This window comes from Bradyrhizobium sp. GW821-FHT13H06 (assembly GCF_058803975.1).
Genome location: NZ_JBXAPN010000006.1, coordinates 392090 through 404138 on the forward strand (window position 1 = coordinate 392090; position 12049 = coordinate 404138).

At 65.4% G+C, this 12049-nt stretch carries 13 protein-coding genes; 7 read left to right on the forward strand and 6 right to left on the reverse strand.

Features of this window, described 5'->3' with window-relative positions; translation table 11 throughout:
* Positions 1-88 precede the first annotated feature (88 nt).
* The 6 genes from uvrB (at position 89) to AC1RQP_RS25805 (ending at position 7187) form a co-directional block, all read left to right on the forward strand.
* A complete protein-coding gene (gene uvrB, locus AC1RQP_RS25780; RefSeq protein ID WP_239621239.1) occupies positions 89-3052 on the forward strand; it encodes an excinuclease ABC subunit UvrB in 2964 nt (987 codons plus the stop codon).
* A 628-nt stretch (positions 3053-3680) separates the two neighbouring features.
* Complete coding sequence (locus AC1RQP_RS25785; protein WP_492939131.1) at positions 3681-4127, forward strand: nuclear transport factor 2 family protein; 447 nt, start codon at positions 3681-3683, stop codon at positions 4125-4127.
* A gap of 233 nt (positions 4128-4360) precedes the next feature.
* Positions 4361-4801: a nuclear transport factor 2 family protein gene (locus AC1RQP_RS25790; RefSeq protein WP_061877450.1), complete on the forward strand. Its 441-nt coding sequence runs from the start codon at positions 4361-4363 to the stop codon at positions 4799-4801.
* A gap of 386 nt (positions 4802-5187) precedes the next feature.
* Positions 5188-6099 (forward strand): hypothetical protein, encoded by a 912-nt coding sequence (locus tag AC1RQP_RS25795; protein WP_492939133.1) that lies wholly within the window; start codon positions 5188-5190, stop codon positions 6097-6099.
* A gap of 244 nt (positions 6100-6343) precedes the next feature.
* Positions 6344-6766, forward strand: coding sequence for a hypothetical protein (locus tag AC1RQP_RS25800; protein ID WP_028176660.1), 423 nt, complete (start codon positions 6344-6346; stop codon positions 6764-6766).
* A 283-nt stretch (positions 6767-7049) separates the two neighbouring features.
* Positions 7050-7187 carry a hypothetical protein gene (locus tag AC1RQP_RS25805; RefSeq protein ID WP_239621235.1) on the forward strand — a complete coding sequence of 46 codons (138 nt, stop codon included), beginning with the start codon at positions 7050-7052 and terminating at the stop codon, positions 7185-7187.
* Positions 7188-7325: 138 nt separating this feature from the next.
* Here the strand turns inward: AC1RQP_RS25805 and AC1RQP_RS25810 are convergent, their stop codons facing one another.
* The 3 genes from AC1RQP_RS25810 to AC1RQP_RS25820 all read right to left on the reverse strand — a co-directional run bounded on the left by AC1RQP_RS25810 (position 7326) and on the right by AC1RQP_RS25820 (position 8603).
* A complete protein-coding gene (locus AC1RQP_RS25810) occupies positions 7326-7472 on the reverse strand; it encodes a hypothetical protein (RefSeq protein WP_492939136.1) in 147 nt (48 codons plus the stop codon).
* 196 nt (positions 7473-7668) lie between these two features.
* On the reverse strand, positions 7669-8151 hold the full coding sequence (locus AC1RQP_RS25815) for a MaoC family dehydratase (RefSeq protein WP_492939138.1): 483 nt from the start codon (positions 8149-8151) through the stop codon (positions 7669-7671).
* Positions 8151-8603 carry a MaoC family dehydratase gene (locus tag AC1RQP_RS25820; RefSeq protein ID WP_492939140.1) on the reverse strand — a complete coding sequence of 151 codons (453 nt, stop codon included), beginning with the start codon at positions 8601-8603 and terminating at the stop codon, positions 8151-8153. The genes AC1RQP_RS25815 and AC1RQP_RS25820 overlap by 1 nt, the downstream gene beginning before the upstream one ends.
* A 156-nt stretch (positions 8604-8759) precedes the next feature.
* On the opposite strand from AC1RQP_RS25820, the gene AC1RQP_RS25825 reads away from it, so the two are divergent.
* Complete coding sequence (locus tag AC1RQP_RS25825) at positions 8760-9056, forward strand: DUF4282 domain-containing protein (RefSeq protein WP_028176656.1); 297 nt, start codon at positions 8760-8762, stop codon at positions 9054-9056.
* 144 nt (positions 9057-9200) lie between these two features.
* Here AC1RQP_RS25825 and ychF read toward each other — a convergent pair whose 3' ends face one another.
* The 3 genes from ychF to AC1RQP_RS25840 form a co-directional block, all read right to left on the reverse strand.
* Positions 9201-10298, reverse strand: coding sequence for a redox-regulated ATPase YchF (gene ychF, locus AC1RQP_RS25830; protein ID WP_492939143.1), 1098 nt, complete (start codon positions 10296-10298; stop codon positions 9201-9203).
* Positions 10299-10440: 142 nt separating this feature from the next.
* The gene (gene pth, locus AC1RQP_RS25835) at positions 10441-11046 is read right to left on the reverse strand and encodes an aminoacyl-tRNA hydrolase (protein WP_319338992.1); all 606 of its coding nucleotides are present in this window, start codon (positions 11044-11046) and stop codon (positions 10441-10443) included.
* A 58-nt stretch (positions 11047-11104) separates the two neighbouring features.
* Positions 11105-11824 carry a 50S ribosomal protein L25/general stress protein Ctc gene (locus tag AC1RQP_RS25840; protein WP_239621214.1) on the reverse strand — a complete coding sequence of 240 codons (720 nt, stop codon included), beginning with the start codon at positions 11822-11824 and terminating at the stop codon, positions 11105-11107.
* Positions 11825-12049 lie beyond the last annotated feature (225 nt).

The window sequence follows — 12049 nt, forward strand, 5'->3', positions numbered from 1 at the left end:
CGGCCTGCTGCCAACCTGCTGTCAGCAGCCTGCATCGCGGCGGGCATTCGCCCTTTATCGCGGGGCGGACTCGTCCCATATTCGGCTGATGGCGAAGAAACCTGCATCCTCCGAAAAGTCCGGCAAATCCCCCAAGACCAAGGCCCCGAACTCGAAGGCGCATCGCCCCGATGTGCAGCCGATCGGGCCGGCGCTGGCCGAATTGCTCAATCCCGCGATCAATCGCGGCGATGCCGGCCTCGGATCCGGCACCGGGCTGCAACCGCCGCCGGATAATTCGCGCGACCGCCGCGCCGGGGGCGAGGCTGCCGCGCATCGCGCGCGGGCTTCGACGCCGAAGGAGTTTCCGCAGGATACTGCGCGACCGATGCCGCTACGGCCCAATCCGCAGCCGCCGGGCGCACGTCAGGCCGGATTGGAGGAGGCGCCACAGGCCAATTACGGCACCGCGGCCACGATCCCGACGCTCGATCCGGAACTGGCCCGCCAGCTCGGACTTCCCACCGAGGAGGACGATGCCGAGGCGCTGGCGCGGCCGCCGCGCAGCAAGATGGAGGCGCTCGGCGTCAAGGCGACCGCGGATGCGCTGGAAGCGCTGATCCGCGAGGGCCGGCCGGAGTTCCGCAAGGGCGACGGCTCCACGAAGGTGTGGACGCCGCACCGGCCGCCGCGCCCGGAGAAGTCCGAAGGCGGCGTGCGCTTCGAGATCAAATCGTCCTACGAGCCCAAGGGCGACCAGCCGACCGCGATCGCCGAGCTGGTCGAGGGCATCAACCGCAACGACCGCTCGCAGGTGCTGCTCGGCGTCACCGGCTCGGGCAAGACCTACACCATGGCCAAGGTGATCGAGGCGACGCAACGCCCGGCCCTGATCCTGGCGCCGAACAAGACGCTGGCCGCCCAGCTCTACGGCGAGTTCAGGAACTTCTTCCCGGACAACGCGGTCGAGTACTTCGTCTCGTACTACGACTATTACCAGCCGGAGGCCTACGTCCCCCGCACCGACACCTATATCGAGAAGGATTCCTCGATCAACGAGCAGATCGACCGCATGCGCCACTCGGCGACGCGCGCGCTGCTCGAGCGCGACGACGTCATCATCGTCGCCTCGGTGTCCTGCATCTACGGTATCGGTTCGGTCGAGACCTACACCGCGATGACGTTCGCGCTGAAGAAGGGCGAGCGCATCGACCAGCGCCAGCTCATCGCCGACCTCGTCGCGCTGCAATACAAGCGCACCCAGGCCGATTTCACCCGCGGCACCTTCCGTGTCCGCGGCGACGTCATCGACATCTTCCCGGCGCACTATGAAGACCGCGCCTGGCGCGTGAACCTGTTCGGCGACACCATCGAGACCATCGAGGAGTTCGACCCGCTCACCGGCCACAAGCAGGACGAGCTCGAATTCATCAAGATGTACGCCAATTCGCACTATGTGACGCCGCGCCCGACGCTGGTGCAGGCGATCAAGTCGATCAAGTTCGAGCTGAAGCAGCGGCTCGACCAGCTGCACGACCAGGGGCGCCTGCTCGAGGCGCAGCGGCTGGAGCAGCGTACCACCTTCGACCTCGAGATGATGGAAGCGACCGGAAGCTGCGCCGGCATCGAGAACTATTCGCGCTATCTCACGGGACGCCGTCCCGGCGAGCCGCCGCCGACGCTGTTCGAATACGTCCCCGACAATGCGCTGATCTTCGCTGACGAGAGCCACGTCACCATCCCGCAGATCGGCGCCATGTTCCGCGGCGACTTCCGCCGCAAGGCGACGCTCGCGGAATACGGCTTCCGCCTGCCCTCCTGCATGGACAACCGCCCGCTTCGCTTCGAGGAGTGGGACATGATGCGGCCGCAGACCGTCGCAGTGTCGGCGACGCCCGGCAGCTGGGAGCTGAACGAGAGCGGCGGCGTGTTCGTCGAGCAGGTCATTCGCCCGACGGGCCTGATCGATCCGCCCGTCGACATCCGCCCGGCGCGTACGCAGGTGGACGATCTCGTCGGCGAGGTGCGCGCCACCGCGCAGGCCGGCTATCGCTCGCTGATCACGGTGCTAACGAAGCGCATGGCGGAGGACCTCACCGAATATCTGCACGAGCAGGGCATCCGCGTCCGCTACATGCACTCTGATATCGACACCATCGAGCGCATCGAGATCATCAGGGATCTGCGGCTCGGCGCGTTCGACGCGCTGGTCGGCATCAACCTGCTGCGCGAAGGTCTCGATATTCCCGAGTGCGCCCTGGTCGCGATTCTCGACGCCGACAAGGAAGGCTTTTTGCGCAGCGAGACCTCGCTGATCCAGACCATCGGCCGCGCCGCGCGCAACGTCGACGGCAAGGTGATCCTCTATGCCGACCAGATGACCGGCTCGATGGAGCGCGCCATCGCCGAGACCAACCGCCGCCGCGAGAAGCAGGTCGAGTACAACACCGCCAACGGCATCACGCCGGAGAGCGTGAAGAAGCAGATCGGCGACATCCTCAACTCGGTCTACGAGCGCGACCACGTGCTGGTCGAGGTCGGCGGCCACGACATGACCGACGACGTCATCTCGATCGGCCACAATTTCGAAGCCGTACTCGCCGATCTCGAAACCCGCATGCGCGAGGCCGCCGCCGACCTGAACTTCGAGGAGGCCGCGCGCCTGCGCGACGAAGTCAAGCGCCTGCGCGCGACAGAGCTCGCGGTGGTCGACGACCCCACCGCGAAGCAGCGCACCGTGCAGGGCAAGGCCGGCGCCTATGCCGGAGCGAAGAAGTACGGCGACGCCGCGAACTTGCCGGTGAGCGCCATGAAGAAGAAAACCGTCAGCTCGGCACTGAAGGCGAGCGGCGGCGGCAGCGGCTCGAAGGTGCACAAGCCGCATCTCGACGAAATGCACGGCCCGGAGTCCCTGCCTTACCGCGAAAACCGCGCGCTGCCGTCGAAGCCGTTCGGCAGCACCAGCCGGATCATCCAGCCGACGGACTCAAGGCAGTCCGGGCCGGAGTTCGGACCGGCCCCGAAATCGACGGGCGGAATGCCGGGGCGACGGGGTGGGTGGAAGAAGAGGTAGGCGCAACCGCGCTGGTTGTGGCTATGGATTCTGGGCTCGCTGCTTCGCAGCGCCCCGGAATGACGAGGAGAGATTTGCTCTCCTCCCCCCACGCTCGCCGTCATCACCGACAGCAGCAGCAAGATCGTCAGGAGCTGGAGCGAGGTGACGGCTGGGTGCGCCAGGCCGTGATCTTGTCGGAGAGCGACAGATGGGCCTCGAAGAATTCTGGCTCATAGACGGTCCTGAACAAGGCCGGAAGTCTCCCTGTTGAGACGGGGATGACGTTAGGCGGAATATCCGGGGGGTGATGTGAGATGGGTCAGGCGGTGCGGCCGCGGACTTCGCCTCGCCCCACCTGCGGCAGCGCCATCTCACATGACTCTGGCGGCGCCTGAGCGCGCACCACGTCCTTCGAGACGGCGCTTATGCGCCTCCTGCTCCGCGCGCATTGCGCCATGCGCGCCATGCAACCGGATGGGCGGGAATCCCGCATACCGCAATTCAACCCCCAATTGCACGCCATGAACCAGGCATGGCGCTCGCGCGTCATAATGTCTGCAACGTCCCTGTGACTTTGCGGATTGTCGGTGCGCGACACCATGCGTTGGCGCTGCACGACGCCACGGGCCAGAGGAGGACGGGCAGGATGACGGTCGAGAAGCTGAATCGCCAACGCATCGTGCATCTGCTCGAGGCCTTCGCGCGCGGCGATATCGAGACGGCGCTGTCCTGCTGCACCGACGACGTCGACTTCCTCACCCACGCGCCGGTCGACGTGCTGCCGCACATGGCGCCGCGCCACGGCAAGGCCGAGCTGCGCGAGCTCTGGCAGACGGTCTGGGCGCGCTATTCGGAAATCCGCTACAAGGCGCCGCACATCCTCGCCGAAGGCGAGGCGGTCGCGACCTACATGCACGCCTATTACAGGAAGCGCAGCAACGACCGCATCGTGCAGTTCGACATGGCGGTGTTCTACACCTTCCGCGGCGGGCTGGTGGCGGAGATCCGCGAAATCATCGATTCCTACGACCTGGTGCAGCAGGTGCTGGAGCGGGAGATCGGGCCGCTGATCACGGGGGCGCGGGGGGATTGACGCTTCTCCCCTCGCCTGGAACCCGCATCGGGCTTGCGTACAGACCCGGAAGATTACGGGGTTCTGTTGTAAATCTTACAAATTCCGTTCAATGGTGCATTGCAAAAATGTGAATTGCGTTTTGGCCGAAACGGATTATTTTATTTGTATACAAACGAGTTGAGCCCCGGCACCAGACCGTGCATGGGGTTGTTTTCCGTTTCTTTCGCAAGCCAGCTTCAGGACTGCCCAAAATGACAGAGCACAGCCTCTGGCGTTTCTCGCGCGCGTTGCACCGCGCGATCAACGACCGGCATTTCGAGGACATCGAAGCGCTCATCGACGAGGACGTCGAGTGGGCGCTCTACGGCCCGATCGACATGTTTCCGTTCCTCGGCGCGCGCCAGGGCAAGGAGGCCGTGCTCGACGTCATCCGCCAGCTCGCCGACAATTTCCACGTTCGCCGCTTCGACCGCGAGAGCATCATGCTCGGCGTCGATTCCGCCGCCTCGATGCTGCGCTATTCACTGACCGCACTGGATTCCAACAAGCCGATCAGCTTGCGCGTGGCGCAGTTCGCCCAGTTCAGGGCGGGCAAGCTCGTCAGCATGCGCGTGCTGATCGACACCTTCGATCTGGTCGAGCAGGCACTCGGCCGCGCCATTCACCTGCCGAAGATGACCAGCGTCGGCTAACGCATGATCCGGACCCGAAGGGCCGCGTTAGCGCAAAGTGCGAAGCGGTTTTCCGAAAAGATCATGCGCAAACAACAACCTAAAGCGCGATGATGATCATCGCGCTTTAGGGGGGACGCCAACGGGCCCCGCTTGTCGGGACCGACGACAAGGCTACCGCGACGTCCTGGCCTCCAGCCCCGCCGGATGCCGTCGCATCAAAAGCTCGTCGTCGGGCGCGCGCGGTTCGCGCGGCCCGTTGGTTCGCGTCCCCCGTTGGTTCGCGTCCCCTGGAGAACCGCAACAATTCCGCAACGATGGATCAGCATCCCGTGAGCGGAATGGCGCATGGCTGAACGCCGATGTATATTATCGGCAGGCATGCGCTGGGGTTCGCGGGCAGGACGATGGAATTCTCGACAGGGTTTGGCTGGACCAGGCTGCCGGTGCTGGCGGCCGCATTCATTCTGGGCTCGGTGCTGACGTTACAGGCGCAGATCATTCCACCGGTCGCAGCAGTGCCCGACGAGGAGGCCGAGACCGAGGCCGCCGAGACCCCCGACGTCAACGACCCCGATGTGCTCAAGGGCATCGACGTCGACAAGCTCGACTGGAGCCAGCTCGCGGTCGATGCCGGGACCGGTATCGACCCCATGGCTGCCAAGAAGCGCGCCCAGGCCGCAGCCAGGGACGGCCTGGACTGGTCCTCGAACCCCAACGCAAACGGCTCCTCGGCAGTGACCGTGAAGCAGTCCGTGTTCTCGTTCTGGGATACGCGGATCGGCGCCGACATGACGGTGACGAGCGAGCCGCGGACGATGTCCGAGCTGCTGGCGCAGAAGGCCACCAATGGCGGCAGCCTGCCGCAATCCTCCGGCAGCGCCTGGGCGGCGGCGACCGCGCCGGGCGCGGGCTCGCTCTGGGACAAGACCGCCGTGGAAGCCCGGGTCGATCCCGGCGCCGAGCACAGCAAGATCGGGGCATCGCTGACCAAGTCGGTGCCGCTGTCGGGCGACACGTCGCTGACGCTGCAGAACGGCTACAGCGTCAACCAGCAGGGCACCACCGCAGTCCCCGGCATCGGCGGACACGTCACGCGCAATTACGAGACCGACCAGACCGCCAAGGTCACCCTCACCGACACCGGCACCAGCATCACCGCCGGCCAGACGCTGTCGACCACCGACGACAAATGGCTGCGCAGAATCGGCGCCGAGCAGAAGCTGTTCGACAACGTCACCGTCTCCGGCTCGGTCGGCGAGACCTCGCAAGGCGCGATCAACAAGAGCGTGACGGCAGGGTTCAAGAAGAGCTGGTGACTCTATCGCCTCTCCCCGCAAGCGGGGCGCGGGAGCAGACCGCCGACCTGGCTAGAGCTTCGCGTCGCCGCAACGGCGTTCATACTCTCCTAACCATGCGCCACGGCAAAACCCCTGAATCGTCCCCCCTTGCCGCATCTCGGCCCATTTGCGGCCAAATTCGGACGCCTTGATGGGGCAGCCTCACAGACGTCGTCGTGCGGGGGACACTCGCGCTGCGCTCAACGCGAACAGGGGAACAACGATGAACGCCACCCGTCCCGAAAAGATCGAAGCCACCGAGACCGAAACGGTCGACACCAACCTCGCCGCCGTGACCGAGGTCGAAGCCGGCATCCGCGATTTCGTCCGCAACGACATCGCCTATCTGCGCCGTCCGGCCGCGACCACGACCGACGCGCCGCCGCTCGACCCGAGCGCGGAAGCCACCGTCAACAACGTCAACTCGCTGATCCAGCGCGTCGCCGGCACGTCGCTCGCCGAGATCGAGAACCTGATCTCCGAACTCGAGAGCCTGCGCGACCTGCTCCACGCCGAAGGCCAGCGCGTCCAGCGCGAGATCTCGGGCTACGCCCAGCTCAGCCAGGCCGCGATGAAGTCGACCCGCATGATCGCCGACAACGTCGCGCAGTGGAAGCGCGCCGCCGACGGCCTGCGCAACAGCTGATCGCAAAGCACCGCATCACCGGCCGCCGCGTTCCGGAAGGGGCGCGGCGGTTTTGATTCTGGATGTGACCGGGGCACGCACGCCCTGCACCAGGGGTGTCATCGCCCACCGAGGCGGGCGATCGGTACGCCGAGACAGTGCGAGGATACGAAGAGGCCTCGGCGTAGTGGATGCCGCGCCTTCGCGGGGGGGCATGACAACCGAGGCTTTGAACCCTCCGCCCCGTCCCCGCGACAAACGCCAAGCGCTCGTGGCCGTTTTGGCCGAGCCCTGGGGACACGTCATGGAAAGCATTCGGCCCGACAACACGGACCCTATATCGCTGCAGCCCGCGCCGAATCAGCTCGGCACGATCATGCTGCGCTTTGTCGGATTGCTGGCGGTTGCGATCGCGGTGCTGGCGTTCGTCTACAGCCGCTGACAGAGGGCCGGACGTCGCCCCCTAAAGCGCGATGCGATTCGGATGAAGCGTCATCGCGGTCCGGATTGTCGTTTAGGCAGATCGTTCCTGAAACCGCTGCGCGCTTTTCCGGATCATGCTTCAGAAATCAGCGACCCCTTATTGGGCGGCCTCCACGGTCGAGGCGTCGAGGGTGTAGCCGCCATCGGCATAGCCCTTCACCACCATGCCGGCGACCAGCATCACGGCGAGCGTCGCGGTCGCGAAGATGAATCCAACGAATTTGAGTGCGCCGCGGTCTGCCATGGTCCTCGTCCCCTGTCCTCTGCCAATTCGTTTCAAATAGACAGCGACAGGTTCATAATTAGTTAGCAACTCACTGGTTCCGCCAAACTGCTCGCGGTAACCATGTTGCGCAGGCTTATGGCAGCCGCCCGGAATCGCGTCCATAGCGCGCGGGCAACACTCGCGCACTCATTTGCACGTTCATTCTGGAACGAGTCTAAGCGCTGTACGCACGCGTCGGCACGAACGCGCTGGCGGTGATGGAATAGACTTCCTCGCCGCGCTGGTTGGTGCCGGTGGTCCGGGCCGTCAGAATGCCCCAGCCGGGGCGCGAGGCGGAGGTGCGCTTGTCGACGACGACGTTGACGAAAGCGACGGTGTCGCCGGCGAGCACGGGCCTGATCCAGCGCAGGTCGCGAAAGCCCGGCGACGGGCCCCACACCGCGACCTCCTCGCCGCGCGCTGCGGCTTCCCGCGCCAGACGCCGGCCGTCGGCGACAAGCAGGCTCATGCAGGCCGAGCCGACATGCCAGCCGGAGGCGGCGAGCCCGCCGAACAGCGAGTTCTTGCCTTCCTCCTCGTCGAGGTGAAAACGCTGCGGATCGAACTTTGCGGCGAATGTCTTGATGGCCTCGGCCGTGAACGTATAGTTGCCGATCTCGCGGCGCTGACCGATCGCGATGTCGTCGAAGAACCGCATCAGACCGCTCCCTCGCGCCGCTTGATCAGGATCGGCGAGGTCATCTCGGCGAGGGCCTGCCCTGCCGCGTTGCGCACGGTGCATTTGAACTTGACGATGCCGAGCTCCGGTCGGCTCTTCGAGGTGCGCGCCTCCACGACGTCGACGTCGAGCATGAGATCGTCGCCGGGTCGAAGTGGCGACAGCCAGCGCACCTCATCCACGCCGGGCGAGCCGAGCGATGCGGCGCGGGTGATGAAGCCGTCGGCCATCATCCGCATCATCAGCGAGCACAGGTGCCAGCCCGAGCCGGACAGGCCGCGCAGCATGCTTTTCGCCGCCGCCTCCTCGTCGAGGTGCATCGGCTGCGGATCGAACTCGGCGGCAAAGGCCAATATCTCGTCGCGGGTGACATGGCGCGGGCCGAACGTTCCGAACCGGCCGGGCGGGAAATCTTCGAAGGTCAGGGTCATCTTGGGATTGGTTGGCGGAAATGACAGATTGTGGCCGCACTTTGCGGCAATCTCAACCCGCCGGCCCGCATGGCTCGTGCTACATATGGGGTGTCGGCGTTGGTCCTGAGTCGGATCTACCGACGGCCGAGGCCTGATTTGCCCCTGGGGAGAGCGATGTTTTCATTCAGCGACCTGTTTCAATGGGACCGCTTCATCACGCCGACGATCATCAAGACCTTCTACTGGCTGGTGATCGCGCTGATCTGCCTGTTCGGCCTCTCCGGCATCTTCTCTGGCCTGGCTGCGATGGCGATCAGCCCGTTCGGCGGCTTCCTGGTGCTGCTGTCCTCGATCGCCAGCGTCGTGGTCGGCATCGTGTTCTCGCGCATCGTCGCGGAGCTGATCCTGATCGTCTTCCGCATCAACGAGCATCTCGGCGCGATCCGCGACCAGGGCGGCGGGATACGGTGAGCTTCTCGTGTCCCGGACGCGGCGCGGCATGAAATGACGCGACGCAGAGCCGGGACCCATGCCTCCGCATTTGGGACTCCTGGGCCCCGGCTCTGCAGCGCACCGCAAGCGCGCTGCGCTGCGTCCGGGGCACGAGATCCAAGCTTACGTATTGAACCTGAAATGCATCACGTCGCCGTCGGCGACGACGTATTCCTTGCCTTCGAGGCGGAGCTTGCCGGCATCGCGCGCGCCGGCTTCGCCGCCGAACGCGACGTAGTCCTCATACGCGATGGTCTCGGCACGGATGAAACCCTTCTCGAAGTCGGTATGGATCACGCCGGCCGCGGCCGGCGCCTTGGTGCCGCGATGGATGGTCCAGGCGCGCGCTTCCTTCGGGCCGATGGTGAAGTAGGTGATGAGGTCGAGCAGCGTGTAGCCGGCGCGGATCAGGCGGTCGAGGCCGGCTTCCTCCAGCCCCAGCGTCTCCAGGAACTCCGCCCGCTCCTCGCGGGAAATGGTGGCGATCTCGGATTCGATTTTCGCCGAGATGACGACGGCAACCGCGCCTTCCTTGGCGGCCTGCTCCTGCACGGCCTTCGAGAACGAATTGCCGGTCGCGGCCGAGCCTTCCTCGACGTTGCAGACATAGAGCACGGGCTTGGACGACAGCAGGCCGAGCATGGAGAAGGCGCGCTCCTCCTCGGGCTTGCGCTCGACGAGGCGCGCGGGCTTGCCCTCGCGCAGCAGCACCAGGGTGCGGTTGACGAGATCGAGCTGCTCCTTGGCGTCCTTGTCGTTGCCCTTGGCCTTCTTGGTGAGATTGTCGACGCGCTTCTCGAGGCTGTCGAGATCGGCGAGCATCAGCTCGGTCTCGATGGTCTCGATGTCGGCGAGCGGGGCGATCTTGCCCTCGACATGGGTGATGTCGGAATCTTCAAAGCAGCGCACCACATGCGCGATGGCATCGACCTCGCGGATATTGGCGAGGAACTGGTTGCCGAGGCCTTCGCCCTTGGAGGCGCCGCGCACGAGGCCCGCGATGTCGACGAAGGTCAGCCGCGTCGGAATGATCTGGCCGGACTTGGCGATGACGGCGAGCTTCTCCAGCCGCGGATCGGGCACGGCGACCTCGCCCACATTCGGCTCGATGGTGCAGAACGGATAGTTCGCGGCCTGCGCCGCGGCCGTCTCGGTCAGCGCATTGAACAAGGTCGACTTGCCGACATTGGGCAATCCGACGATCCCGCATTTGAATCCCATGGTATCCTCTATCCGTATTCGTCATGGCCGGGCTTCGTCCCGGCCATCCACGCCTTGACGCGCGGAACGAAGAACGTGGATGCCCGGAACATCTAGCGCGAAGACGCGCTTCTGTCCGGGCATGACGGAGAAAACGGCGACCCTATTCCTTGCCGTTGTCGTCCTTGGTCAAAAATCCCTTCGCCTGCATGGCGAGATGCACCCTGTTGGCGAAGGTCGCATCCGTGCCCTTGGCAAGCAGCGCGGCGTGCTCGGCGACGGCGTCGCAGAGCGTCGCCACCCATTCGTTGTCGGCCTTGGCGAAGTCCGACAGCACGTGGCCGTGCACCAGTTCCTTGACGCCGGGATGACCGATGCCGAGCCGCACCCGGCGATAGTCGTTGCCGATATGCGCCGAGATCGAGCGCAGGCCGTTGTGGCCGGCGATGCCGCCGCCGATCTTCACCCGAACCTTGCCCGGCGGCAGCTCGAGCTCGTCATGGAACACGGTGACGTCGCCTTCGGCGATCTTGAAGAAGCCTGCCGCCTCCTGAACGCTGCGGCCGGACTCGTTCATGTAGGTCGTGGGCTTGAGCAGGATCACGCGCTCAGACCCGAGCGTGCCTTCCGAGGTCTCGCCCTGAAAGCGGCGGCGCCATGGTGCGAAACCATGACGCCGCGCGATCTCGTCGACGGCCATGAAGCCGATATTGTGCCGGTTACGTGCGTATTTCGCGCCGGGATTGCCGAGCCCAACAAAGAGTCGCATGACGCGGCGCGCCCCTCGCTCGGCGCGCGATCAAGGACCGCGCGCCAGCTTTGAGAGATTACTTCTTCTTGTCGCCGCCGGCGGGAGCCTTGGCAGCCGCCGCCGGAGCAGCAGCAGCCGGAGCAGCCGCACCAGCCGCCGGAGCCGCCGCAGCGCCCGGAGCCGCGCCACCGGCAGCCGCCGCAGCCGCGGCCTTCTGCTCTTCGGCGTAGCCGGACGGCGGCACGATGGTGACGAGAGTCGCGTCCTCGCGGGTCAGCGCCTTCACGCCGGCCGGCAGCTTGACGTCCGACAGATGCAGCGAGTGACCGATTTCGAGCGAGCCGACATCGGCCTCGATGTATTGCGGAATGCTCTCGACGCCGCATTCGAGTTCGATCGCGTGGGCGACGATGTTGACGGTGCCGCCGCGCTTCACGCCCGGGGAGGTTTCAGCCTTCACCACGTGCAGGGGAACGCTGATGCGGATGGTGGCGCCTTCGCCGAGCCGCATGAAATCGACATGGATCGGGAAGTCCTTGACCGGATCGAGGTGGTAGTCGCGCGGAATCACGCGGTGCTTCTTGCCCTCGAGGTCGATGTCCACCAGCGTGGTCAGGAACCGGCCGGCGAGGATGCGCTGGCGCAGTTCACGATCTTCGATCGAGATCGTCAGCGGGGGCTGGTTGTTGCCGTAGATCACTCCGGGCACTCTGCCGGCGCGACGCTCAGCCCGGGCGGCCCCCTTGCCGCTCTTCGGACGTGCGGTCGCCTTCAATTCCTTGACGGTCGTCGCCATATCGTTAAGTCCTTGTTTTTGCAAAAGTTAATGGGCCGCAACGCGGCCCATGGCATCATCCGCAGCAAGCCTCCAGGGGTGCGGGGGCCGCGAACGTGGCGGGCTTTTACCCGGAAGATGCGGAAATGACAAGGAGAATGGGCTGGCGGGAAGAGGTACCGGCTGCCGTCATTCCGGGGCGGTCGCACCAGCGACCGAACTAGGGTGGCCAATTGCGCACCTGAG